Origin of the sequence: Candidatus Symbiopectobacterium sp. NZEC151, from assembly GCF_025962655.1 — a bacterium.
Lineage (GTDB): Bacteria > Pseudomonadota > Gammaproteobacteria > Enterobacterales > Enterobacteriaceae > Symbiopectobacterium.
This window is the reverse complement of record NZ_JAGFPE010000001.1, coordinates 1,285,857-1,310,165: the sequence shown is the minus strand read 5'-3', so window position 1 is coordinate 1,310,165 and position 24,309 is coordinate 1,285,857. Positions and strand designations below refer to the sequence as shown.

Sequence of the window (24,309 nt, the reverse complement as noted above, 5' to 3'; positions counted from 1 at the left end):
TTGGCTAACGATGATGGGTGCGGGGAGAACCTGATGTGGGGAAAACAGTGTCGCCAACCGGCAGGCTGGCGACACCAAAACGTTATGCTGCGGGCTTGGCAATGATACTGCGTGTTTCCATGCGAACATCGGTCAATACCACGTCCAGCGTATCGCTTTGACGGTAGACCACTTCACCTTTGACGGAGACCGTGCCAGTTTCCTGACTGCTGACTAACTCATCGCGCACCGCGTGAATAAACGAGGCCGGGATAAAGGCAACGGCACCGTTATCCAGCAAACGCACCCGCAGACCACCGCGCGTCACATCGATGATCTCGGCGTTGAAGCGAGTATCGCTCCCGGCTTTCGGTTTCAGGAAACGCGCATACAGCCAGTCACCGACGTCACGCTCTGCCATCCGGTTTAAACGGCGGCGCTCCGCCATTTGTTGCGTGATGTCATCTTGCGGTTTCTCGGCAGGCTGTTGGCAAATAATCGCTTTCAGCAGGCGATGGTTGATCATGTCACCGAATTTACGGATAGGCGAGGTCCAGGTGGCATACGCGTCCAGCCCCAAACCGAAATGCGGCCCCGGCGTGGTGGAGACTTCGGCGAAGGTTTGGAACCGACGAATGCGGCTGTCTAAGAATGACGTTGGAAGCGCATCCAACTCGCGGCGCAGTTTGCAAAAACCGTCCAGCGTCAACAACGCGGCAGCATCCGCTTCAATGCCGTTGTTGCTCAACACCGTCACGGCCTGATCGACCTGCGTCGGTTCGAAGCCGTTATGCACGTTGTAAATGCCGAAGCCCAGCTTCTCTTTAAGCATGCGCGCGGCGCAGATATTGGCGGTGATCATGGTTTCTTCGACGATGCGATTGGCGATACGGCGCTGCTCAACCACGATATCCAGCACATCGCCCTGCTCGCCGAGCAGGAAACGGTAATCGGGACGATCTTTAAACACCAGCGCATGGGTGGCTCGCCAGGCGCTGCGGGCCAGACCGATGCGGTGCAGCAAACGAATCTGCTCGGCAACGGCATCGTTCTCCGGCTGCCATTCACCCTGTTGCTCCAGCCAGTCTGAAACGTTGTCGTAAACCAGCTTGGCCTTGGATTCTACCCAGGCGGCAAAGAACTGCACATCGTCGCCCAGCGTACCGTCTTCCGCGACCGTGACGCGGCATACTACCGCCGGACGGCGCTCTTGGGCGCGCAGGGAGCAGAGGTCATCGGAAAGCATGCGCGGCAGCATCGGAATATTGAATCCCGGCAGATAGTTGGTGAACGCGCGTTGACGCGCCAGCGTATCCAGCGTAGTGCCCGCTTCCACGTAGGCGGTAGGATCGGCAATGGCGATAGTGAGTTCCAGCGTGCCGTCGCCGTTGTCTTTGGCGTACAGCGCATCGTCCATGTCTTCGGTGCTGGCGCTGTCGATGGTAACAAAGGTCAGATCGGTCAAATCTTCGCGCGTCAGGTTGCCGTCATTGAGCGTCAATTCGCTGTCCATCTCTGGCGCAGTACGCTCAAGGTTATGACGTGACAACGTCACCCACCACGGTGCCAGCGGATCGTCACCGGTGGTGATGTATTGCGTTAATTCAGCATGAAAGCTGCGATCGCCTTTAAGCGGATGGCGGCGCATTTCCGCCACGGCCCAATCGCCGTCCTGAAAGGTGTGATTCGCATCGTGCCCGGTACGGCAGGGAATCGCCTCTTTTAACAGCGGATGATCGGGCAGGATGGCAAAGCGGTCATCCTTTTTCTGCACGCGGCCAACAAAGCGCGTCAAAAAGGGTTCAATCAGGGATTCCGGCTCGGCGATTTCACGATCTTTATCGGTGTGCAGCGTCGCAACGATGCGATCGCCATGCATCACTTTCTTCATCTGCGGTGGCGGAATAAAATAGCTTTTTTGTGCGTCGACTTCCAAAAAACCAAACCCTTTATCAGTGCCTTTTACCACGCCTTCAGCACGCGGAGTTTGGGAGTGAAGTTGCTGTTTTAGCTGGGCAAGCAGCGGATTATCTTGAAACATAATAAGTAAAAGAGATGTCCAGATGCGGTTATTAACGACACTAATGAATGGCAAACAGTTTTACGCGAAACCTGTGCTGGCGGCAAGCGTGATGTATATCAATCAGGGCAATCTTCGCGTTTTGAGAATAACCGCTAATGCATCACGTAACGCGATTGCAACGCAGGCGTCCCGGTTGCTGCCGGGACGCCTGAACGTCAGGCGATGCGTCGCTCAGGTTGTGTATCGCGTTGGCTGCGGGTTATGGCTACGGGCACCGATTTTGAGGTCGGCGTAGAGGTTTCATCACCTACGCTGGAGAGCGGCACCAAAGGATTGGTTTCCGGGTAATAGGCGGCCAAATTGCCGCGAGGAATGTTGTAGCTGACCAGGCGAAACCCGCTCACCTTGCGCGTGACACCATCGTGCCACAGTGTCTCGATGTCTACGTTGTCGCCGTCAGCCAACCCCAGCGCCGCGATGTCCTGCGGATTGATAAACAGCACTTCGCGTTGCCCGTAAACGCCGCGATAGCGGTCATCCAGGCCATAAATGGTGGTGTTGTACTGATCGTGCGAACGCAGGGTTTGCAGGGTAAAGGGGGCCTGCTGCGCGCCGAGCTGTGGGAACAGGGTTTTCGGCAGCGGAGCGGCGCAGAAATTGGCTTTGCGATTCGGGGTGTTAAAGCAAAGCTCAGCCGCCGCATTGCCCAGATAGAATCCGCCCGGCTGTTCACAACGGAGGTTGAAATCGTTAAAACCGGGCAGGGTGGCGGCGATGTGATCGCGGATCAGTGAATAATCCCCCGCGAGTGCCAGCCAATCCACCGGTTGGCTGCCCAACGTTGCATCGGCAATGCCCGCGACGATAGCGGTCTCAGAACGCTGCTGTTCTGAAAGCGGATAGCCCACGCCCTCTGAGGCGTGCACCATGCTAAACGAATCTTCCACGGTAACAAACTGCGGACCGCTGGCTTGGATATCGCGCTCGGTGCGTCCCAGCGTCGGCAGGATCAGCGCGTCTTGCTCTCCGGTGATCAGGTGGCTGCGGTTGAGTTTGGTGCTGATGTGTACCGTGAGCTGACAGCGGCGCAGGGCGGCTTCGGTGCGCGGCGAGTCCGGCGCTGCGGCGGCAAGGTTGCCGCCCAACGCGATCAACACGCGAACCTCATCGCGCAGCATGGCTTCCAGCGCTTCCACGGTATTATGGCCGGATTCGCGCGGTGGTGGGAAACCAAAGTGCGCACCGAGGCGGTCGAGAAATGCCTGACTCGGTTTCTCATCAATGCCCATGGTGCGGTTTCCCTGCACATTGCTGTGTCCACGCACCGGGCACAACCCTGCGCCCGGCTTGCCTAACTGACCGAACAGCAGTTGCAGATTGGCGATCTCGCGCACCGTAGCCACGGAGTGTTTGTGCTGTGTGACACCCATGGCCCAGGTGCAAATGACGCGCGGCGAGCGTTGATAGATATCGGCCACGGCGCGTAATTGCGCTTCGCCTAAACCGGATTGCTGTTCAATCTCGTCCCATGTCGTGGCATCCACCACCGCCAGGTACGCTTCAACATCGGCGGTGTGGCTGGCGATAAACGCACTGTCGAACAGACCCGGCTGCTGCTGCGCCAGACGCTGACGATGTGTCTCCAGCAGGGCCTTGACCATACCGCGCACGGCGGCCATATCGCCGCCGAGATGAGGTTGCAGGTAGGTTTCGCTGATGGTGCCGGACAGCGGTGTCAGCAGCTCCAGCGGGTTTTGCGGGTTGGCAAAGCGCTCCAGACCGCGTTCGCGCAGCGTATTGAATGACACGATGTGCGCGCCGCGATCGGCGGCATGACGCAGGCTGTGAAGCATACGCGGATGGTTGGTGCCGGGATTTTGTCCGAAGACGAAAATGGCATCGGCATGTTCAAAATCTTCAAGGCGAATGGTGCCTTTACCGACACCGATACTCTGTTTCAAACCGGTACCGCTGGCTTCGTGGCACATATTGGAGCAGTCGGGAAAATTATTGGTGCCAAACAGGCGACCAAACAGCTGATACAGGTAAGACGCTTCGTTACTGGCGCGTCCCGAGGTGTACAGTTCCAACTGGTTGGGGTGTTCCAGTGCCTGAAGGTGCCGGGCGATCAGCGCAAAAGCCTCCTGCCACTCTATCGGGACATAGCGATCGCTGGCGCGGTCGTAGCGCATCGGATGGGTCAACCGCCCCTGATACTCGAGAAAATAGTCACTTTGCTGACGCAGACGGCTCACGCTGTGGGCGGCAAAGAACGCCGGATCGATGGCTTTGCGCGTGGCTTCCCAACTCACCGCCTTGGCCCCGTTTTCGCAAAAACTGAAGGTGCTGCTGTTATCGTCACCCCAGGCACAGCCGGGGCAGTCAAATCCTTTCGATTTATTGACGCGCAGCAAGTTTCGGATATTTTTCAGCGCTTGCTTGCTGTCGAGCACAAAGCGGGTTGTGGCTTCTAAAGAGCCCCAACCACCTGCTGCGCTCTGATAGGGCTTGATGGCGGGTTTGAATTTCATGGTGGTGTCCGCAGGTGTTGAATGTTTATGTTATGTAAATTTTATATTAAATATTTGCGATGTGTGATCAGTCTAAGAGTGAGGACGACAGTCGTCTAATCGACTGTGGCTATGGCGCGATTAGCCAGGACTATTGAATTTATGTGATTGGTATATTTCACATTTTATAAACCCTCCGACGCGAATGACTTGCGGTGCACGGAAAAATTGGTTTCACTGTCACTTCTGCGGGGACCTCTCCCTTATTGCGAGTGTGCGACAGGAAACGATATTATCGACATCAAACAGCTTATTTACCTGTGCAATCTTGAGAAAGAGCGTCATTTCGGGCGCGCGGCGGAGGCCAGCTTCGTCAGCCAACCCACGCTCTCTATGCGGCTGAAAAACCTGGAGCGTGAGCTCGATTTGTCGCTGATTAATCGCGGTAACAATTTTGAAGGGTTCACCGCGGAGGGAGAACGCGTTTTAGCCTGGGCGCGTGAAATCGTCTCGATATATCAGGGATTGAAGCTGGAAGTGGCATCGCTCAAGCGCGGCGTGAGCGGCGTATTGCGTATCGGTGCCGTGCCGCAATCGGGAATGGTGCTGCCGCAACTGCTGGCTGCTGCCCATGAACGCTACCCGCAGCTCGACTATCAGGTCTCGTTATTCAGTGCCGATCAGCTTCTGGAAGCGCTCAATGCCCATACGGTGGATATTGGTCTGGGATTTTTCGAACTTGCCACGCTCAAAGAGCTGGCTTTCCAGGCGGCACCCTTGCACCGCAGCGACATTGCGCTGGTGTATCACCCGCAGGCATTCCCGCAGATGATCGGAGAGACGCCGCTGGCATTAGCGGATTTGGCCGATGTGTCGCTGTGTCTGGCAGAGCCCAGCCGCTATTTTCGGCGCTATCTCGATGGACACTTTCGCGAGTCGGGTGTGACGCCGCGGGTTAAAGTGGAAAGTGCCTCGGTGATGCAACTGATGCAGAGTGTCTTTTTAGGATTGGGCTGCGCCGTCGTGCCACAGGGAAGCCTGCTGCCGGACATGATACCCGCACTGCGTTTTCGCCCACTGACGTTGCCACCGATGCTGCGTCAGGCGGCACTGGTTGTGGCTCCGGTCGGTAAGGTGACGGCACTGGCGCAAAACTTCTTTGTTTTCGCTCAGGCGTGGTTGGCAGAAAACGCGGATTAAGTTGGGACGAAAAAAAACCACCGGATACCGGTGGTTTTCATCGATAGCGGTTGGAAATTAATCCAGTTCCAGCTCATTCATCGCAGCAATGTTGAAGCCGCCATCTACGTGCAGAACTTCACCGGAGATACCGGCGGACAGATTCGAGCACAGGAAGGCGGCGGTATTGCCCACGTCTTCAATCGTGACCACACGGCGAATAGGCGTCACGGCCTCGCAGTGGGAGAGCATTTTCTTGAAGTTCTTGATGCCAGACGCGGCCAGCGTGCGGATCGGGCCGGCGGAAATGGCGTTAACACGCACACCCTGCGCGCCCATGGCGTTCGCCATGTAGCGAACGTTGGCTTCCAGAGAGGCTTTTGCCAGACCCATCACGTTGTAGTTCGGGATAGCGCGCTCGGCACCCAGATAGGAGAGGGTGACCAACGCAGAGTTCGGGTTCAGCATGGCGCGGCAGGCTTTAGCCATCGCCACGAAGCTGTAGGAACTGATATCGTGCGCCACGCGGAACCCGTCACGGGTCACGGCGTTGACGTAATCACCATCCAGTTGATCGCCCGGGGCGAACGCGATGGAGTGAACAAAACCGTCAAAGGTCGGCCATACGTTAGCCAGTTCTGCAAACAGGGCTTCGATGCTGGCATCTTCCGCAACGTCGCACGGCAGTACGATGCTGGAACCCAGTTCTTGTGCGAAACCTTCAACACGCGATTTCAGCTTGTCGTTCTGGTACGTAAACGCCAGTTCAGCGCCTTCGCGTTGCATCGCCTGTGCGATACCGAATGCAATTGAGCGGTTACTGGCAACACCCGTTACCAAAATGCGCTTACCGGTTAGAAAACCCATAGCAGTAATCCTTGTGATTATAGTTGCTGCGAACGCCTGCACAGAATGCGTTAATCGGGGCGTTCGAAGTGAGTAAACCGGGCGATTCTAGCATGGTTGCCCCCCGTGGGGTACTCCGAGCAGTATCACCCGCGCGTTTGCCGCGATGTCGCGCTGGCGAATCCGGCTAAAACTGTGCACCATCGCGGCGCCAGGCATCGGCGCTGAGCGCCTCGCCAAAGTGGCTGGCAATCAGGCGTTTGGTCAAATCGTGCAGCGGCGCTGCCAGCACGTCTGCCGTGCTGCCTCGCTCTACCACTTCACCGGCGTGCATCACCACGATCTGATCGCTGATATGCTTCATCATGCCCAGATGCTGAGTGACATAAATATAGGAGATCCCTTGTTCCTCCTGGAGTTCCAGCATCAAATTGATGATTTGCGAGCGCATCGACATATCCAACGAAGCCAGTGCCTCATCCGCCACGATCACCTTGGGCTGCAAGATCAACGCGCGCGCCAGCCCCACGCGCTGTTTTTGACCGGGGGCCAGCGCCTGTGGGTAGTAATAGGCGTGGTCAGGGCGCAAGCCTACCTGTTGCAGCGTCTGGTTGATCATTTTTTCCCGCTCGTGGCCGTTCAACGTGGTATTCAAGCGCAGCGGCATATCGAGCAGTTGGCCGATACGCTGGCGCGGGTTGAGCGCGTTGCCCGCGTCCTGAAAAATCATGCGTACCTGCTGGCAGCGGTAGCGATAATCGCCGTAGCATAACGGATGATCGTTAATCAGCAGTTCACCGGAGGTCGGTGGAATGACGCCCGCCAGCATTTTCGCCAGGGTCGATTTTCCCGAGCCGTTCTCGCCGATGATTGCCAGCGTCTGCCGCGCGCGCAGCGTAAAACTCACCGATTTCACGGCTTCAACGTGTTGGCGGTGAAACAACCCGGTACGGTAGCGGAAGGTTTTGGTCAGGTTGCGCGCTTCGAGCAGAATGTCATCCATCATTGCTCCTCCGTATTAAGCGGGAAATGGCAGGCAAACCAGTGATTTTTGGTCGATACCAACAGCGGCGTCTGCATGCATTTTTTCTGCGAATAGGGGCAGCGCGGGCCCAAACGGCAGCCTACCGGCAGGTATTCAAGGGACGGAATGGCTCCCGGCAGCGTGTTGAGTCTGCTCTTGTGCGGCAGCGAGCGCCCGAAATCGGGCATGGCGCGGATCAACGCCTGGGTGTAAGGGTGGTGCGGTGCGGTAATCAAATCTTCGCTCGGCGCGCTTTCCACCGTTTGTCCGCAGTACAGCACGTTGATGCGATCGGCCCACTTGCTCATGGTTTGCAGGTCATGGCTGATCAATAGAATGGTGGTGTTATTGTTCTGGTTCAGCCGCGACAGTAGCCGGAAAATCTGCGCCTGGGTGGTAGATTCCATCGCATTGGTCGGTTCATCGGCGATCAGCAGGCGCGGCTGGTTCGCCAACGCGATGGCAATCATCACCTTCTGGCACTCGCCGTCCGTCAATTCGTAGGGGTAGCTGCGCATGATATCTTTGTGATCTTTGATGCCAACCCGGTGCAACAGCTCGATAGCGCGGCGTTTGCGCCACTGAAAGCGTTGCCACCACCGGCCTTTATAGGTCCAACCGGGGATGGCAAGCATCAGCTGTTTGCCAATGTGCTCGGAAGGATCGAGACAGGATTGCGGCTCCTGAAAAATCATCGACACGTTATGGCCGACCAGTTTACGCCGGGCGCGGGGCGACAGTTGCAGCAAGTCGATATCATCAAAGCGGAAGCGGTCAGCGGTTACCCGCCAGTTATCTTTGGTCACGCCGCAGATGGCTTTGGCGATAAGGCTCTTGCCCGATCCCGATTCGCCCACCAGACCGCGAATCTCCCCTTCGGTCAGGGTAATGCTGACGCGATCGACCGCCTTGACCGGGCCGTCAGGCGTAAGGAATTCAATGGTCAGATTACGAATATCAAGTAGTGCCATGGTTCGTCTCCGCCATTAATCCATTTGCGACAGCAGGGAACGGCGGATGCCATCACCCAGCAGATTGACAATCAGCACGCTGAGGGTAATGGCCACACCCGGCAACATCACCGTCCAGGGCGCGGCATACACCAGTTCCAACGAATTGCCCAACATGGCACCCCATTCGGGCGTCGGCATCTGGGCCCCCAAATCGAGAAAGCCCAGCGCGGAAATGTCCAGAATGGCGATAGAGAGCGCACGGGTAAACTCGGACACCAGCACCGGCCCGATATTGGGCAACACCACGTACCAAATGATATAGCGGGTTGATGCGCCGTCTAACCGGGCGGCGATCACATATTCCTTATCCATCTCATCGTGCACGGCGGTGTAGAGCGTTCTCACCATGCGCGGCAGCAGCGCCAGCCACACGGCCAGCATGGCATGGACCAAATCCGGGCCGATAAAGGCGATCACCACGATGGCTAGCAGCAATGACGGTATTGACAGCAGCGTATCGAGAATATGGTTCAATAATGCGGAGCGCAGGCCGTGGGTTACGCCGGCTAAGGTGCCGATCACAATGCCGCAGAAAGCCGCCGCGTAGGTGACGATTAGCGCCGAGCCGACCGTCGCCGCCGTACCGGTTAGTAACCGGCTTAACAGATCGCGCCCGAGATCGTCTGTGCCGAGAAAGAAGGAGACTTCACCGTAATGTGACCAGGAGGGCGGTAACAACTGATAGCCCAAAAATTGCTGATCGACGGCATAAGGGGCGATGGCTGAGCCAAACAGACACAGAAACAGCAGCGCCAAAAAGCCGTACAGCCCAATCATCGCCAGCGTATCGCGATGGAAAAATTGCCAGATATCACGCACCCGGCTGGGCAGGCGCTTTTCACTGTAAACGTTATCGAAGGGCATATGATGTCACTTGAACTGCTTTTGATGCATGTGGTGTTACTCTACTTATATCAATCATATCATTACCTTGGATCAGGAAAGCACCGAAACAAAGTAGAGGTAATCTATGATTCACATAGACTGAATGTCAGGCTCTCGATTTCCGGTAGCGCTACTTACCGATGCCGCAGGGAAAAGAAACCCGCAGCATTAAGCATAGGTGATTATCCTTCTATATCCCCGTCGCAGGCAAGAGAGCGCGGGCAGCAATTTGGTACCTGGATCACCGAAGGTCACCACCTGCGCTGCGGACTGCCTGGATGCCGTTTACTGTTCCACATTTATTCTTTCAAAAAAGGGCGTTTTCTTGTCTTTGATTTTATCAAAAGAGAATTCTGTGTAGTTAATATCGGTATATCCTTTCACCAACATTTTCCCTTGCGTAAGGTCAGACAGGCTTGTCCATACGGTATATTCCGTCTGCGATGGTTTAGCGTCTCCCTGCCCATTTTTCTCATCCACACTACTATCTTTGATACGGTCAAAGCGGTTCATAATGTGCGCTAGCGTATTCATCGCGAGTTGTGAATTTGCCGGCTTTTGCGCATAGGTCGTGTAAAATACACCACGAATGAATCGGCCTACAGAGGTGTCTGACGATGGCAGCGCCGAAACGGCAATACCGCTGTCGGGTTGACTGACGGGGATGTTCCCAAGGGTTGCGTGAGAGCGATCAACATTGGTCAGTTGCGTATAGTTATTCAGATTCTGCAAGTGCCAAGGGAAACCAGGTCCATTGGTCATTACGCGAGTTGGATTTTCATAGACCTTTAATTTACCATCAACAGCTTCAATAACGATACTGCCGCCGTTTTTATCATAAAACGCATAATGAAATGGCGCTTTAATGTTGCCAAATCCTTTAATCACAGGCGAGCGAAATTTAGTCTTTTCTACCGACGCTTTGACTTCACTGACGCTAGAAAATTGAGATAAGGCCCATTCGCCTATCGCAGTGACTGGGATGGCATCTTTATATTCATTGGGCTTTAAATCATCAAGCTCAGCGCTATTTATCATGTTGGCACTGAATGAAAGCCCTCCGCTATTCATTCCTTGGAAAATGTTATATATATCACCATCGTCATATACCTTGGTACTAATCGCAAGTATTTTGAAATGAGACTGATAGCGTACCCCATTTTCTCCATCGGGTGTCTTCTTCTGAAAAACCGTGTTTTCAGGATAATAGGTTATCCAGGAAGGGAGGTCTGTCGTTAGCTCAAGCGTACGGCCATGGTATAAATTATTGTTGGTATCCAAAATGGCCAGGCTGGTACAGGATTCTGCACTAAATTGCACAGAAAAAAACAGCGGAAACATAAAATAAAGAAGGTGTTTTTTTTTCATTCAAGATACTCCTTATGATTAAAAAATATAATGATATCAATTAAGTATCTCTGCCGCCCATAGCTGAAATTCTATTATAATCACCCTCTATCATAGCGCTAAATCCGCACAGGTTACAGCAACATAGCAAAAGATTTGATGAGTGTAATGCTATCCGGATGCGTGAATATTTCGAATAATCGATCGTTGTTTATTTGGTGCGCACGGCAGGAAGCTAACAGAAAGCGTTGCCACGCCGGGGCAGAGACCATACTGAACCGAAGGTGATAGGGGATGCGACGCTTGGGTTTGCAAACATCAGGGACGATAAGCAGCAGCGACAGGGTCATCGGCACTGCTCTTAAGGAATATATTTTCTTTGGCTATCCACGGGATCTGGCTTATGGAGATCTTTTAATTCAGTAACGTAAGAATTAATGATTCCTTTATTGTAATGCGGTAGCAGAATCGTTCTTCAGTTCGCTGAAAAAAGAACGCATCAGTAAGCGGATCTACAAAACCCGCGCGCTGGCCAGCGCCGATATCTTCGATTACATTGAAGTCTTCTACAACCGGACGCGCCAACACAGTCACCTTGGTGGTGTCAGCCCAGAGATCTTCTTCTGTTTTAAGGCCTTAGGCCAGTTCGGTAGCGAGTGCCTTAAGCTTCTTTTCGTCCATAATGTGCCTGTCTCCGTTGTTGGCGTGAACACATCAAAAACAGGCAATTACACAATTTAAATTATAGTCTCATTAAACCAGTTATACTAACTGGTTACCTTGCCTTTTAACTAAACCTAATTTACCGCTTTATTATTCATCTTTTTTAAAACACTCTCCCAAAATTCTTTTTGCTTTGGAAGTACCTCTTCAGACCATTTTCGAGTAACATATTCATTTAAATGGCTATGAAATGAGTACGCCATTAATCCATGGTATATAGGCCATTCTTTTTTAGCGTTTTCATCTAAATATGATAAAGGATCGAAAAATATAGCTTTACCTTTCAACTCACTTTTAACTAAGTTATTTGCAATTGTCTCTCCATAAGTTAAAAATTCATTAGATTGGTAATGTTTCCCTTTTAAAAAAGCATTCATAAACTTTAACCGTTCATTTTCGCTAATCGTTGGAACTTGAGCTAACACAATCACTTGCTGTTCTTTTAATTTTGAAACCATCTTGGGCAAGTATTTACTCGCTAAAAACTCAGATCCTATTGGAAATAAGTTATATTTTAAGGCATAGATGATTATTGGATATTGGTCAATTTCGTTTTTTATATCATTCATTGCTTTTATGCAAGGTTCTTTTTGCGATAAAACAGCCCATTCGTTTTCATCTTCTTGCTCAGGTAAAAATTCACATCCATGGTAACTGATGATTTTTACTGCAAACTCATATTTTTTACCTGCCTCATCCAAATAAGGAGAGTAATGCCCGGCATGAGAGTCCCCAATCATCAATATTTCTGGTTTTTTAGATTTATCACCAAACACACAATTTCCTATAATTCTTCCGTCACAAAAATCATTCTCAGGATTTAAGTATTGTGTTTGTAATTTATATGGCTTAACTGCTTCTTCATATTTTGCATAAGATGATGAATTTATTTTTCCTTCAAATGCATAAATCATAAGAATTATAGCAGAGGGGATCATGTAATACGCAATCAATGAGAATTTAAAGGTTTTCTTATATTTACGACAAGGTTTCTCAACCACATAAAAGCTAAATAATGAAAGAAAAGTAATAAGTAAAATAACGACTAAATATTCATTGATAGTCGTAAAGTTATCAATGAATGAATATTTACGAGCAAGCACAATAATCGGCCAGTGCCACAAATATAACGAAAATGAAATTGTGCCGATGAAAACGATGGGTTTAATCGAAAGTAATTTAGCTACATAAGTATTCTTATCGTAACAAAAAATAATTAACGCTACGCCGATAGTGGGAATAACTGCCCAAAAACTCGGAAATAGATGTTTTTCAGATAAGAAGATAATTGACAATAACATCATCAAAAATCCGATTATTGTTAAGCTATTTTTAATAGTTAGATGATTTTTATCATCACGCACTATCTCACCAATTTTCATTGATCTTTTAACTGACAAAATGCCAATGATAGATCCAATTAATAGCTCACCAGCTCTGCCTGTGATAAGTGAATAGTAATTATACTTGGTTAAAAATGCTGATAGCGGTGACAGTTGCGCCAGTGAAAATGAGATGAACGCAATTAGCCCAAGCGTCACTAAAATTTTTGAACGATTAAATCTTAATCTAAAAAAAAAGAATAATAAAAAAGGCAGTGCAATATAAAACTGCTCTTCAACGGCTAAGCTCCAGGTATGTAGTATTGGCATATCTGTTGCCGATGAATCCCAATAGCCACCTGTATTATAAGCAAACCACATATTTTCCCAAAAGAAAGTGGTTGACTTTAAACTCTCCATAAACAGCGTGAAATCATTCGGCAATAACACATACCACGCTGCAAAAGTCGTGCAGAACATGACCACAAAAAAGACCGGTAAAATGCGGTTAATTCTTCTCTGATAAAAAGATTTAAAGCTAAACTCTTTGTTTAAGATGTCGGTGTAAATAATTTTAGTGATTAAATAACCCGATATTACAAAGAAAATATCAACGCCAATAAAGCCACCGTGAAGCCAGTGCGGATTTAAATGAAAAGCGATAACGGATAAAACGGCAATGGCTCGAAGGCCATCAATATCGGGACGATAGTTTATATTCATAGGATAAAATAAACGAGTGAAAAAAAAGGAGGGTCAATGTAAATAATTAGATTTCACTTTAACAGATGATTCTTAACGAATCTACTTTTTGTGAAAGGATATCGTTAAGAATGCGTCATTTTTTGATTTTGATAGTGGTTTGGTGCTGAAAAGGTATTTCGTTTTTGATTTGTTAACGTGAGGGAGCGAGTAACAAACCTCGTCGCTCGGCAATAATGTCGAGCGCATCTTCCAGCGTGAATACCAGATCAGGATGGATGGTCCAGGCATCGTTACCAGTCACCAGAAGAACGACATAGAACCCAGAGTCTTCGATCACGGCGTAAAACCCTTCCGGGCACAGTATGAGTTTGTCATTGCTAGCAAGTACGCAGATTGTCGTTCCTTGAAAATCTGTTTTGATCATCAGCGGATTTCGGCTCCTATCTCATGCATCTTGTTAACGACACGCTGTAACCCATCATCAGATAGTGCAAGCTGTGCCGCCATATAAAACAGGATATACCGTCAGTCCGTCGCGACCCGCCCTACGCACCGTTAACTTGCAATCTGGGTACCGCGCAGCCAGTCGGCGGCCAAACTCTTTTTGCAGCGCTTCAGCGGCACCGTTGGGTAACGTCTTCTCTTTGGCGATCGTGCCTTCGACTTTCATGGTGGCCTCGCATGTAGATATTAATTAACTGTTTTTATATACAGTAATTATCATGCAATGAGGAGTCAAAGTATTTCACATTCAGTGTAAAACACTTGTGTGTTTTATAATGATTAATTCAAATTAAAAAAAACTCAATTCATTGATAATTAATAAATTTTTAATTTAATGAAATAATTTATCGAAGGGCATACCATTCCTTGTGTTTCAGTGAATTCGCCATTGCGCCCCAAATATCGGACAGCACATTGACCGTAATCACCATCGCCCCGACCACCATAACCCCGGCGGAGATAGCGGAATAATCCTGCTGGCGAATGGCATCCACCAGCCAGCGCCCTATACCGGGCCAACTGAACACCACCTCGGTGATGATCGCCAGCGTCAACATGGTGGAAAACTGAAGTCCCAGTTGCGGAGCGATAGGGGGCAGCGCATTACGTAGCACGTGGCGGCGAATAATGGTCAGGCGCGACAGACCGCGGGTAGCCGCGGCTTTGACATAATTCTTGCTGAACACATCCGTGGTGCTGATGCGCATCAGGCGAATGACCTCCATCGTGGGGCCAACGGCCAGTACAATAATCGGCAAAATCAGATGGCGCACGGCGCTGATCAGCATTTCATCGCGATAAGGGGAATCGGATAACCAGGCGTCAATCAGCGCAAACCCGGTCACCGGTTCAACCTGATAGAGCAGATCGAAACGGCCTGAAACCGGCAACCAGCCGAGTTGCAGCGAGAACAGCAGCGTCAGCAACAGCGCCAGCCAGAATACCGGAATAGAAAAGCCCACCAAGGCGATGGCGCTGATGATGATGTCGGGGGTTTTATTGCGCATCACGCCTGCGGTGACGCCGAGCGGAATACCCACCAACAACGAGAGTGAGAAGGCCAGCACGCACAGCTCGATGGTGGCGGGAAGCACTTCTTTTAACTGCACACTGATCGATTCGCCGTTAATCGACGAAATGCCGAGATCGCCGCGCATCAGGCTGCGCATAAAGAAACCATAGGCGTCAAACAGCGTCGCACCGCCCAGCGGGGCGTTGGGCGTGTAATAACAGAGGCTAAAGCCGACCAGCGTTAGCAGCAGCAGGGTTATCAGCAACAGCAACAGGCGACGCAGGGTAAAAATGATCATGGCTGCTCTCCCTCGTTACCCACCAGCGGTGGCCCTTCTGGCGTCGGCGTCTCGCCAAACTCGCGATACACCCCGGCAAAAGAGGCATTGCCGAACGGGCTTAATATCAGCCCTTTCATGTCATAGCGGTAAGCCAGCATACGCAGCGAAGAGGCTAACGGCAGCACCGGTAACTGCTGTGCCAGTATCTGCTGGGCCTGCTGGTAGTACTCAATGCGTTTGGACAACTGCTGCGAGGTGAGAGCGCTTTGCAGCACGCTGTCGAACGTAGGATCGCACCAATGCGTGTAATTGGTTTGCGAGTGAATTGCAGCGCAACTGAGCAGCGGACGGAAAAAGCTGTCAGGATCGTTACTGTCGGTGGTCCAGCCTGAGAGCGTCAGGTCATGGCTCATTTCCATCAGTCGCGCTTCCTGAAAACGGCCTTCAACCGGGACAATGGTCACTTTCACCCCCACCTGCGCCAAATCCGCCTGAATCAGCTCAGCGGTCTTTAACGGACTCGGATTATAGGATTGCGAGGCGACGGGCACCCACAGCTTGAGGTTAAGATCGGTTGCCCCCAGGGTTGTCAGCAAGCGGCGCGCTTCTTCCGGATTGTATTCGGTAATGCGCGATTCGCTGTCATAGGCCCAGGAGGCGCGGGGCAGCAGCGACGCTGCGGTTTCTGCCGTGCCGTAATAGATAGACTGCATCAAACGGTCATTGTTGATCGCCAGCGCAATGGCGCGGCGAATGCGCATGTCGTCCAACGGTGGTTTACGCACGTTAAAGGCGAGATACGCGATGTTCATCCCAGGACGCAGCGAGAGCCGCAAGCGCGGATCGTTGCGCAAAATAGGCAACTGGTTGGCGGCGGGATAAGCCAGCACGTCGCATTCGCCAGTCAGCAATTTCGACAGACGCCCGGTGCCACCGACGCCCAAATCAACGACCACCTGCTGCATCCGCGGTTTGCCGCGCCAGTAGCGATCGTTGCGCATCAAGCGCAGATATTGACCGCTGCGATAGGCTTCGAGACGATAAGGCCCGGTACCGACCGGCTCACGGTCTAACTGCTCCTTTCTATCCTGTTTGATCAACTGCTGACCATACTCGGCGGAAAGTACTGGGGCGTAGTGGGTCGCCAGGTGCCACAAAAAAGAGGCATCAGGGCTGTTAAGGCGGATTTCCAGCGCATAGTCACCCAGCTTGCGGATGCTTTGCACCACATCGGAAAACTGCAAACTGGTGAAATAGGGGTACTCACCGCCGTTCACGTCATGATACGGATGGTTTTTATCCAGCATCCGTTGCAGGCTGAAAATGACGTCATCGGCGTTTAACGGGCGCGTGGGCGTAAACCAGTCGGTGGTTTGAAACGGCACATCGTGGCGCAGGTAAAATCGGTAGGTTGCGCCGTTATCCAACACCTCCCAGCGCTGCGCCAGTTCCGGCATCAAACGGTAGGTGTAAGGGTCGACATCCAGCAGCCGATCGTAAAGCTGTGCCGCCAGCGTATCGATGATCACGCCGCTGCGCGCCATCTGTGGGTTAAAAGTATTGACCACGCCGTTGACGCAGTATACGAAACCGCTGCGGCGTATATCTTCCCGCTGCGCCTGTGCGGGGGCTGCGGCGAACGCAGACCCTATCAGGAAGGCGGAGAACAGCGCGCCTATTTTTATCAGGCAGGAGGTGTATCCAGACATACGATGCGCTTAAGTTGGCTGAAAATCAGAGTTGTCATGATAAGAGTGTACCGCACTCTGCTAAAGTGCCCCACTCCGTAGATGCTCACCTGCTGTATTTTCCACCAAATTTCAAGAAATACGAACAGGACACCTCACGGGGCTGATCGACAGCCCGAAGAGCGTATCGGGTCGCCAGGGTAAACAGAGAAGAACCCTACCGTTACTACGGAAATGAGAAAAATTCTCAACAAAGTGCTTTACAACTGATACTGATAACTATTATCATTCATCTCGCACTCCAAACGGCTTCAAGTAAGCGCGCAAGGGGAGCACGACATTGCTCACATTGCTTCCAGTATTATTTTAGCCAGCGTTTGCTGGCTTTTTTTTTGCCTGCGGTTTACGCCTCTGCGCTGGCGATATCATGTTTTTTCAGCAGTCCACGCAACTGATGGTAGGTTAACCCGAGTAGCGTAGCCGCTTTGCGCTGGTTAAAACGCGCTTGAGACAACGCCTGCTCGATCAGCGCTTTTTCTTGCGTCTGCTGCCATTCGCGTAACGCCAACGGCAGACGCGGCAGTGCGGTGTCCTCGGCGGTGTCGGCGATGGGCGGTTCAACGGTGCGTTGAAACGGGTTAATGATAATGGCATCCAGTGGTTCGGCGGTCGCCCCGTGCCGATAGACCGAACGTTCTACCACGTTTTTCAATTCACGCACGTTGCCGGGCCAGGCGTATTGTAATAGGGCATGGCGAGCGCGTGCAGAGAACCCGGTAAACAACGGCAGATGCAATTCCCGGCACATTTGGATAGCGAAGTGTTCTGCCAGTAACATGATATCCTGCTGGCGTTCGCGCAGCGGGGGCAGTTGCACCACGTCGAAGGCAAGCCTGTCGAGCAGATCGGCGCGAAACTTGCCCGCAGCAGCGAGTGCGGGCAGATCTTCATTGGTGGCACACACCAGACGCACATCAACCTGAAGCGGCTGGCTGCCTCCCACTCGCTCCAAAACGCCATATTCGATGACGCGCAGCAATTTCTCTTGCACCAGCATCGGCGCGGTTGCCAGCTCATCGAGGAACAGCGTGCCGCCGTCGGCGCGCTCAAAACGGCCCAGATGACGGCGTTGCGCCCCGGTAAACGCCCCGGCTTCATGGCCAAACAGCTCTGAATCAAGCAGATTCTCATTGAGCGCCGCGCAGTTCAGGGAGATAAACGGGCCTTGCCACCGTGGCGACAGATAGTGCAGACGGCTGGCAATCAACTCCTTGCCGGTGCCGCGTTCACCTAATACCAGCACAGGCTTGGTGAGCTGCGCCAATTGTGAAACCTGCTCCAGCATCTCAACAAAGCTGTTGGCTTCACCCAGCAGATTTTCCTGGCCTTTATCCATCAGATGTCACCTTTTATTGCGGTTAATTTTGCTAACTGTTGGTGTATTTTACTAATCTATCCGATGAGACTTATTTGTCAAAAAAATAATAATCAATAATTACAGTTAGATAGATTTGTCGCAATGTTGGCATGCATCTTGTAATAGCAAGAGGGAACGCTAAGGTTGGTCGACATCAAGCATGACGAATCAACATCACCAACCAGTGCATGCGCACTGTGACATGACCAAGAGGACACTGTAATGGGTATTTTTTCTCGTTTTGCCGATATCGTAAACGCGAACATCAATTCGTTACTGGACAAAGCGGAAGATCCGCAAAAGCTGGTGCGCTTGATGATCCAGGAAATGGAAGACACACTGGTAGAAGTACGCTCCACGTCAGCGCGGGCGCTGGCGGAGAAAAAACAGATCGCGCGCCGTGTCGAGCAGGCTGAATCCCAGCAGGGGCAATGGCAGGAAAAAGCTGAACTGGCGTTGCGCAAAGACAAAGACGATCTGGCGCGTGCGGCGCTGCTTGAAAAGCAGAAACTGGCCGACGTGATTGCGGTGCTAACCCGTGAAGCGGAAAATGTAGACGAAACGCTGACCCGCATGAAACGTGAAATTGGCGAGCTGGAAAACAAACTCACGGAAACCCGTGCCCGCCAGCAGGCGCTGTCGCTGCGTCATCAGGCGGCCTCTTCCTCTCGCGATGTGCGCCGTCAACTCGATAGCGGTAAACTGGATGAAGCGATGGCCCGTTTTGAACAGTTTGAACGCCGCATTGATTCGATGGAAGCAGAAGCAGAGAGCGTCGGTTTCGGTAAACAGAAATCGCTGGATCAGCAATTTGCCGAATTGCAGGCTGATGATGAAATCAGCGCCCAGTTGGCAGCGTTAAAAGCAAAAATCAAACCGGAAGCCTGATGGCGGCCAGTCTGTTGGACCGCTCGCACTACACTAACACGCCTATCAAGGAGATATAATGAGCGCTTTGTTTCTTGCCATCCCACTGACCATTTTCATGTTGTTCGTGGCCCCGGTATGGCTTTGGCTGCACTACAGTCAGCGCAAGCAACGTGACGCGGCGCAAGGGGCGGCATCCTGGGGGCAAGGCGATCTCCAGCGTTTGACCGCGCTGTCTCAAGAGGCGAAGCAGATGCGCGAGCGGATCCAGGCACTGGAAGAGATTCTGGATGCAGAACATCCCCACTGGAGGCAATCATGATAAAAGGAAAATTGAACGCGATGATGAATTCGCACGGGCGCAAGCTGTACCGGTTACCGCAAGAGGGCATGATCAAAGGCGTGTGCGCCGGACTGGCGCGCTATCTGGATGTGCCGGTGAAACTGCTGCGCGTTATTGTGGTGCTGTCGCTGTTCTTTGGCCTGTTTTTCTTTACGCTGGTGGCGTATATCGTGCTGACCTTTGTTCTCGACCCGGCACCAGCGGGCGCTTATGACCACGACGATGACGCCGTGCGACCCAGTCAAACGCTGAACGAGGCCGATGCGGTACTGCGTGACAGTGAAGCGCGCCTGCGTGACATGGAGCGTTATGTCACCTCGGACACCTTTGCGGTACAAAGCCGTTTTCGTCAACTGTGATGTCACCTACTGGCGCATGAATCATGAGGTATAGAACAAGGAGTGACGGATTGCCCTTACAGCAACCTTTGCATCATTTACAGCATGAATTTGAAGCCCTGGTTAACCGCAGCGTGGATCGCCAACTGCGGTTGGCTGTCACCGGACTGAGCCGCAGCGGTAAAACCGCCTTCATTACCGGATTTGTCAACCAACTGCTCAACGTACACAACGGCGCGCAGTTGCCGCTTTTTTCCGCGGTGCGGGAAGGGCGATTGCTTGGCGCAAAGCGGGTTCCTCAGCGAAATCTGGCGGTGCCGCGCTTTGCCTATGACGAAGGCATGATGTCGCTGTTTGGCGATCCGCCGCAGTGGCCGACGCCGACGCGCGGCGTCAGCGAAATCTGCCTGGCGCTGCGCTACCGCTCCAACGATTCGCTGCTGCGCCACTTTAAGGATACCTCCACGCTCTATCTGGAAATTGTCGATTATCCCGGTGAGTGGTTGCTGGATTTGCCGCTGTTGGAGCAAAATTATCTTGCCTGGTCGCGGCAAATGCTCGGGTTGTTGCAAGGTGAGCGCGCCCTGTGGGCCAAGCCGTGGTTAGATCTGTGCAACAAACTCGATCCGCTGGCACCTGCGGATGAAAATCTGCTGGCCGAGATTGCGCAGCGCTACACCGATTACCTGCTGCGCTGCAAGCAAGAGGGGCTGCATTTTATTCAGCCGGGACGCTTTGTGCTGCCGGGGGAATTGGCCGGTGCGCCGGTTCTGCAATTTTTCCCGTGGCCACAGGCACAGCAGCTCGGTGACGTCGCGCTGGCGCAGGCGGATGAAAAAAGCACGCTCGGCATGCTGCGCCGTCGTTATGACTATTACTGCCAGTCGGTGGTGAAAGGGTTTTACAAACACTACTTTTCACGTTTTGACCGCCAGATTGTGTTGGTGGATTGCCTGCAACCGCTCAACCGCGGGCTGCACGCTTTTACCGATATGCGTCTGGCGCTGACGCAACTGATGCAAAGTTTCCATTATGGCAAACGTACCTTGCTGCGCCGTCTATTTTCGCCGTGCATCGATAAACTGATGTTTGCGGCCAGCAAAGCGGACCATATCACGGCGGATCAGCATGCCAATCTGGTGTCGCTCTTGCAGCAACTGGTACAGGAAGCCTGGCAGAACGCGGCGTTCGAAGGCATCACCATGGATTGCGCGGGCATTGCATCCGTGCAGTCAACCCAAAGCGGTATCGTGGAGTATCACGGGCAGAACCTGCCCGCGCTGCGCGGACATCGTCTTGGCGACGGTGAACCGTTGACGCTCTATCCCGGTGAAGTGCCCGCGCGTTTGCCCGGTGCCGCCTTTTGGCAGCAACAGGGTTTCCATTTTGAAGATTTTCGACCTCAAGCGATGAACGTTGATACGCCGCTGCCGCACATTCGGCTGGACAGCGTCATGGAATTTTTATTGGGGGATAAATTGCGATGAGTGAACCGCTAAAGCCGCGCATCACCTTTGATGATGAGGCACCTTCGGCAACCGCACCCCGCTTGCGCAGTACCGTCGCCTTTGATGATGATGCGTCGCGTCACTTTGCTCCGACGCTGCCGGAAGCGGCGTTGAACAGTGAGGGCGAGGCGGAAGCCGCCGTTGAAGCCGCATTGCGACCCCGTCGCAGTCTGTGGCGCAAACTGGTGCTGGCGGGCGTCACCTTATTCGGTGCCAGCGCGGTTGCGCAGGGCATTCAATCGGTACATACCGCTTGGCTGGAACAGCAGTGGATCACGCTGGGCGGCTTGGCGGCGGGCGGGATGATCGTGGTCGCCGGTGCGGGCTCCCTGATGGCGGAGTGGCGGCGCTTGTACCGGTTGCGGGCCCGCGCCGAAGCGCGTGATAAAGCCCGTGAGCTGCTCGGCAGTCACGGTGTCGGTCAGGGGCGCGATTTTTGTGAAAGACTGGCGCAGCAGGCCGGGTTGGATAGCGGGCATCCCGCACTCCAGCGTTGGCGTGCGTCGCTGCATGAAACGCATAACGACAAAGAAGTACTGGTGCTTTACGCCAATCTGGTGCAACCGGTGTTGGATAACCGCGCACGTCGCGAGATCAGCCGTTCGGCCGCCGAATCGACGCTGATGATTGCGGTCAGCCCGCTGGCACTGGTGGACATGGCCTTTATTGCCTGGCGTAACCTGCGCCTGATCAATCGCATTGCCGCGCTCTACGGTATTGAGTTGGGCTACTTTAGCCGCATTCGCCTGTTTAAATTGGTGTTGTTGAATATCGCTTTCGCTGGCGCGTCAGAAATGGTGCGTGAAATCGGTATGGACTGGATGTCGCAGGATCTGGCTGCGCGCCTTTCGGCCCGCGCCGCGCAGGGCATTGGCGCCGGTTTGCTGACCGCGCGACTGGGCATCAAGGCCATGGAGCTCTGTCGGCCATTGCCCTGGCTTGACGATAAGCCGCAGCTTGGGGATTTCCGGCGTGAATTGGTCGGGCAGATCAAGGCCGTGGTACAAAAAAAATCCACACTAACGCCGCCGTAACGCCCACGAACGCTCGAAACACCGTCAACGGAAAAAAAGATGTTGCCACCTGTCAACTTTTGCTGACAGGTGGCTTCATCCGTGGAAGGGGACGCGGTATGATGCCTGTGATATCCATTCCCCTGGAAGAAGGTAGCTGTTAATGCGTCTGGAAGTCTTTTGTGAAGATCGAATTGGCCTGACGCGCGAGTTGTTAGATTTACTGGCCTCGCGCGCTATTGATTTGCGTGGCATTGAAATTGACCCCGCCGGACGGATTTACCTGAATTTTGCCACGCTCGGATTTGACGATTTTCGCGTACTGATGGCGGAAATTCGACGGATCGAAAGCGTGCGCGATGTGCGCACCGTGGCGTTCATGCCTTCCGAGCGAGAGCAACGGGCGATGAGCGCCGTGTTGGAATCGATGCCTGAGCCGGTTTTCTCTCTCGATCTGAAAGGCAACATTGAATTGTTCAATCCAGCGATGTTGGCGCTGTTTGAGCAATCGGCTGACAGCATCAGTGCGGTCACCATTAGCCAGTTGATCCCCAATTACAACTTCACACGCTGGCTGGAGCACGATGAGCGCAGGCTGGAAGCGGAGCGTGTGGTGATTCGCGGGCAGGATTTCCTGTTGGAAATCACGCCGGTGCACTTGGATAATGAAGCGGGCGAAAGCGTGATTGCCGGTGCGCTGGTCATGCTGAAATCGGCGGTGCGCATGGGCCGTCAGTTACAAGATCTGGCGGTTAACGATGAGAATGAATTTAATCATATCGTCGCCGTCAGCCCGAAAATGCGGCAGGTGGTTGAGCAAGGCAAAAAGTTGGCGATGCTCGATGCGCCGCTGCTGATCGTGGGTGATACCGGAACCGGTAAAGATATGCTGGCCCGTGCGTGCCATCTGCGCAGTTCTCGCGGCAAAAAGCCTTTCTTGGCGCTCAATTGTGCTTCACTGCCTGACGATGTGATGGAAAGTGAACTGTACGGCCACGCACCGGGCGCTTATCCCAATGCGCTGGAAGGCAAAAAAGGCTTCTTTGAGCAGGCCAATGGCGGGTCGGTGCTGCTGGATCAGGTGGGTGAAATGTCGCCGCAGATGCAAACCAAGCTGCTGCGTTTTCTCAATGACGGCACCTTCCGTCGGGTAGGGGAAGAGCACGAGGTGCACGTTAATGTCCGGGTGATTTGCGCCACGCAGAAAAACCTGCTGGAACTGGTGCAGCGCGGTGAGTTTCGTGAAGATCTCTATTACCGGCTTAACGTACTGATGCTCACCTTGCCGCCACTGCGCGAACGTCCGGCAGATATCATGGCGCTCACCGAACTGTTTGTGGCGCGTTTTGCCGATGAACAGGGCATTGCCCGACCACGCATTGCGCCGGAACTGTATCATCTGCTGCCGCAGTACGGGTGGCCGGGTAATGTGCGCCAGTTGAAGAACACGGTGTATCGTGCATTGACTCAGTTGGAAGGGCGTGAACTGCGCGTGCAGGATATCGATCTTCCTTCGTTCACTCTCGATACCGTACAGAGCGATGATTTGCTTGAAGGTTCACTGGATGATATCAGCAAGCGCTTTGAACGCTCGGTGCTGACCCGCCTTTATCAGGCTTATCCCAGCACGCGTAAACTGGCAAAACGTCTGGGTGTTTCCCATACCGCCATTGCCAACAAATTGCGTGAATACGGCTTGAGCCAGCGAAAATCCACCGATGAGGCGGATGAGTAACCAACAAAAACGGCTGCCTTTGGCAGCCGTTTCTTTTTATCCGCTGAG

General features: G+C 52.8%; 20 protein-coding genes and 2 pseudogenes. 9 read left to right on the top strand and 13 right to left on the bottom strand.

Annotation, left to right across the window (positions count from 1 at the left end):
- Positions 1 to 82: 82 nt before the first annotated feature.
- Together J5067_RS05735 and J5067_RS05730 are read right to left on the bottom strand one after the other, a co-directional pair.
- Positions 83 to 2,020, bottom strand: coding sequence for an exoribonuclease II (locus J5067_RS05735; RefSeq protein WP_264650647.1), 1,938 nt, complete (start codon positions 2,018 to 2,020; stop codon positions 83 to 85).
- A gap of 197 nt (positions 2,021 to 2,217) precedes the next feature.
- A complete protein-coding gene (locus J5067_RS05730; RefSeq protein ID WP_264650646.1) occupies positions 2,218 to 4,533 on the bottom strand; it encodes an FdhF/YdeP family oxidoreductase in 2,316 nt (771 codons plus the stop codon).
- Between the two features lie 273 nt (positions 4,534 to 4,806).
- Between J5067_RS05730 and J5067_RS05725 the strand changes: the two genes are divergently transcribed.
- Positions 4,807 to 5,712: a LysR family transcriptional regulator gene (locus J5067_RS05725; protein WP_264650850.1), complete on the top strand. Its 906-nt coding sequence runs from the start codon at positions 4,807 to 4,809 to the stop codon at positions 5,710 to 5,712.
- Between the two features lie 57 nt (positions 5,713 to 5,769).
- Here J5067_RS05725 and fabI read toward each other — a convergent pair whose 3' ends face one another.
- From fabI to sapC, 4 genes are all read right to left on the bottom strand, one after another.
- Positions 5,770 to 6,558, bottom strand: a complete 789-nt coding sequence (gene fabI, locus J5067_RS05720) for an enoyl-ACP reductase FabI (RefSeq protein WP_264642904.1) — start codon at positions 6,556 to 6,558, stop codon at positions 5,770 to 5,772.
- Positions 6,559 to 6,724: 166 nt separating this feature from the next.
- Positions 6,725 to 7,540 carry a putrescine export ABC transporter ATP-binding protein SapF gene (gene sapF / locus J5067_RS05715; RefSeq protein ID WP_264643740.1) on the bottom strand — a complete coding sequence of 272 codons (816 nt, stop codon included), beginning with the start codon at positions 7,538 to 7,540 and terminating at the stop codon, positions 6,725 to 6,727.
- On the bottom strand, positions 7,540 to 8,532 hold the full coding sequence (gene sapD, locus J5067_RS05710; protein WP_264650645.1) for a putrescine export ABC transporter ATP-binding protein SapD: 993 nt from the start codon (positions 8,530 to 8,532) through the stop codon (positions 7,540 to 7,542). Before sapD ends, sapF begins: the two co-directional genes overlap by 1 nt.
- 15 nt (positions 8,533 to 8,547) lie before the next feature.
- A complete protein-coding gene (gene sapC / locus J5067_RS05705) occupies positions 8,548 to 9,438 on the bottom strand; it encodes a putrescine export ABC transporter permease SapC (protein ID WP_264650644.1) in 891 nt (296 codons plus the stop codon).
- A 24-nt stretch (positions 9,439 to 9,462) separates the two neighbouring features.
- Between sapC and J5067_RS05700 the strand changes: the two are divergent.
- A pseudogene (locus tag J5067_RS05700) lies at positions 9,463 to 9,711 on the top strand (Arm DNA-binding domain-containing protein); the annotation flags it as partial.
- Between the two features lie 33 nt (positions 9,712 to 9,744).
- Here the strand turns inward: J5067_RS05700 and J5067_RS05695 are convergent.
- Positions 9,745 to 10,827 (bottom strand): linear amide C-N hydrolase, encoded by a 1,083-nt coding sequence (locus tag J5067_RS05695; RefSeq protein WP_264650643.1) that lies wholly within the window; start codon positions 10,825 to 10,827, stop codon positions 9,745 to 9,747.
- Positions 10,828 to 11,259: 432 nt separating this feature from the next.
- On the opposite strand from J5067_RS05695, the pseudogene J5067_RS05690 reads away from it, so the two are divergent.
- A pseudogene (locus tag J5067_RS05690) lies at positions 11,260 to 11,421 on the top strand (IS3 family transposase); the annotation flags it as partial.
- 182 nt (positions 11,422 to 11,603) lie between these two features.
- On the opposite strand, the gene J5067_RS05685 reads toward J5067_RS05690, so the two are convergent.
- The 6 genes from J5067_RS05685 to pspF all read right to left on the bottom strand — a co-directional run bounded on the left by J5067_RS05685 (position 11,604) and on the right by pspF (position 18,436).
- Positions 11,604 to 13,574, bottom strand: a complete 1,971-nt coding sequence (locus tag J5067_RS05685) for an acyltransferase family protein (protein ID WP_264650642.1) — start codon at positions 13,572 to 13,574, stop codon at positions 11,604 to 11,606.
- 172 nt (positions 13,575 to 13,746) lie between these two features.
- Positions 13,747 to 13,980 carry a hypothetical protein gene (locus J5067_RS05680; RefSeq protein ID WP_264650641.1) on the bottom strand — a complete coding sequence of 78 codons (234 nt, stop codon included), beginning with the start codon at positions 13,978 to 13,980 and terminating at the stop codon, positions 13,747 to 13,749.
- Positions 13,981 to 14,037: 57 nt separating this feature from the next.
- Complete coding sequence (locus J5067_RS05675) at positions 14,038 to 14,226, bottom strand: DinI-like family protein (RefSeq protein WP_264628155.1); 189 nt, start codon at positions 14,224 to 14,226, stop codon at positions 14,038 to 14,040.
- Positions 14,227 to 14,404: 178 nt separating this feature from the next.
- A complete protein-coding gene (gene sapB / locus J5067_RS05670) occupies positions 14,405 to 15,370 on the bottom strand; it encodes a putrescine export ABC transporter permease SapB (RefSeq protein WP_264642900.1) in 966 nt (321 codons plus the stop codon).
- The gene (gene sapA / locus J5067_RS05665; protein WP_319801658.1) at positions 15,367 to 17,061 is read right to left on the bottom strand and encodes an ABC transporter substrate-binding protein SapA; all 1,695 of its coding nucleotides are present in this window, start codon (positions 17,059 to 17,061) and stop codon (positions 15,367 to 15,369) included. The genes sapB and sapA overlap by 4 nt, the downstream gene beginning before the upstream one ends.
- A 382-nt stretch (positions 17,062 to 17,443) precedes the next feature.
- A complete protein-coding gene (pspF, locus tag J5067_RS05660) occupies positions 17,444 to 18,436 on the bottom strand; it encodes a phage shock protein operon transcriptional activator (RefSeq protein WP_264650640.1) in 993 nt (330 codons plus the stop codon).
- A 243-nt stretch (positions 18,437 to 18,679) separates the two neighbouring features.
- Between pspF and pspA the strand changes: the two genes are divergently transcribed.
- The 6 genes from pspA (at position 18,680) to tyrR (ending at position 24,261) form a co-directional block, all read left to right on the top strand.
- Positions 18,680 to 19,345, top strand: coding sequence for a phage shock protein PspA (pspA, locus tag J5067_RS05655; protein WP_264624540.1), 666 nt, complete (start codon positions 18,680 to 18,682; stop codon positions 19,343 to 19,345).
- Positions 19,346 to 19,403: 58 nt separating this feature from the next.
- On the top strand, positions 19,404 to 19,646 hold the full coding sequence (gene pspB, locus J5067_RS05650) for an envelope stress response membrane protein PspB (protein WP_264642898.1): 243 nt from the start codon (positions 19,404 to 19,406) through the stop codon (positions 19,644 to 19,646).
- Positions 19,647 to 19,666: 20 nt separating this feature from the next.
- Positions 19,667 to 20,026, top strand: a complete 360-nt coding sequence (pspC, locus tag J5067_RS05645) for an envelope stress response membrane protein PspC (protein WP_264643739.1) — start codon at positions 19,667 to 19,669, stop codon at positions 20,024 to 20,026.
- A gap of 68 nt (positions 20,027 to 20,094) precedes the next feature.
- The gene (locus J5067_RS05640) at positions 20,095 to 21,492 is read left to right on the top strand and encodes a YcjX family protein (RefSeq protein WP_264650849.1); all 1,398 of its coding nucleotides are present in this window, start codon (positions 20,095 to 20,097) and stop codon (positions 21,490 to 21,492) included.
- A complete protein-coding gene (locus J5067_RS05635) occupies positions 21,489 to 22,547 on the top strand; it encodes a YcjF family protein (protein ID WP_264650639.1) in 1,059 nt (352 codons plus the stop codon). The genes J5067_RS05640 and J5067_RS05635 overlap by 4 nt, the downstream gene beginning before the upstream one ends.
- Positions 22,548 to 22,689: 142 nt before the next feature.
- Positions 22,690 to 24,261: a transcriptional regulator TyrR gene (gene tyrR, locus J5067_RS05630; RefSeq protein ID WP_264650638.1), complete on the top strand. Its 1,572-nt coding sequence runs from the start codon at positions 22,690 to 22,692 to the stop codon at positions 24,259 to 24,261.
- Positions 24,262 to 24,309: the final 48 nt, after the last annotated feature.

What these genes read in the sequence shown, in the direction of transcription:
- J5067_RS05685 (WP_264650642.1), bottom strand. Translation starts at nt 13,574, where the DNA reads ATGAATATAAACTATCGTCCCGATATTGATGGCCTTCGAGCCATTGCC.
- pspF (WP_264650640.1), bottom strand. Translation starts at nt 18,436, where the DNA reads ATGGATAAAGGCCAGGAAAATCTGCTGGGTGAAGCCAACAGCTTTGTT.
- sapA (WP_319801658.1), bottom strand. Translation starts at nt 17,061, where the DNA reads ATGTCTGGATACACCTCCTGCCTGATAAAAATAGGCGCGCTGTTCTCC.
- J5067_RS05680 (WP_264650641.1), bottom strand. Translation starts at nt 13,980, where the DNA reads ATGATCAAAACAGATTTTCAAGGAACGACAATCTGCGTACTTGCTAGC.
- sapF (WP_264643740.1), bottom strand. Translation starts at nt 7,540, where the DNA reads ATGGATGACATTCTGCTCGAAGCGCGCAACCTGACCAAAACCTTCCGC.
- pspB (WP_264642898.1), top strand. Translation starts at nt 19,404, where the DNA reads ATGAGCGCTTTGTTTCTTGCCATCCCACTGACCATTTTCATGTTGTTC.
- J5067_RS05695 (WP_264650643.1), bottom strand. Translation starts at nt 10,827, where the DNA reads ATGAAAAAAAAACACCTTCTTTATTTTATGTTTCCGCTGTTTTTTTCT.
- J5067_RS05730 (WP_264650646.1), bottom strand. Translation starts at nt 4,533, where the DNA reads ATGAAATTCAAACCCGCCATCAAGCCCTATCAGAGCGCAGCAGGTGGT.
- J5067_RS05635 (WP_264650639.1), top strand. Translation starts at nt 21,489, where the DNA reads ATGAGTGAACCGCTAAAGCCGCGCATCACCTTTGATGATGAGGCACCT.
- pspC (WP_264643739.1), top strand. Translation starts at nt 19,667, where the DNA reads ATGATGAATTCGCACGGGCGCAAGCTGTACCGGTTACCGCAAGAGGGC.
- J5067_RS05675 (WP_264628155.1), bottom strand. Translation starts at nt 14,226, where the DNA reads ATGAAAGTCGAAGGCACGATCGCCAAAGAGAAGACGTTACCCAACGGT.
- pspA (WP_264624540.1), top strand. Translation starts at nt 18,680, where the DNA reads ATGGGTATTTTTTCTCGTTTTGCCGATATCGTAAACGCGAACATCAAT.
- sapD (WP_264650645.1), bottom strand. Translation starts at nt 8,532, where the DNA reads ATGGCACTACTTGATATTCGTAATCTGACCATTGAATTCCTTACGCCT.
- tyrR (WP_264650638.1), top strand. Translation starts at nt 22,690, where the DNA reads ATGCGTCTGGAAGTCTTTTGTGAAGATCGAATTGGCCTGACGCGCGAG.
- sapB (WP_264642900.1), bottom strand. Translation starts at nt 15,370, where the DNA reads ATGATCATTTTTACCCTGCGTCGCCTGTTGCTGTTGCTGATAACCCTG.
- J5067_RS05735 (WP_264650647.1), bottom strand. Translation starts at nt 2,020, where the DNA reads ATGTTTCAAGATAATCCGCTGCTTGCCCAGCTAAAACAGCAACTTCAC.
- sapC (WP_264650644.1), bottom strand. Translation starts at nt 9,438, where the DNA reads ATGCCCTTCGATAACGTTTACAGTGAAAAGCGCCTGCCCAGCCGGGTG.
- fabI (WP_264642904.1), bottom strand. Translation starts at nt 6,558, where the DNA reads ATGGGTTTTCTAACCGGTAAGCGCATTTTGGTAACGGGTGTTGCCAGT.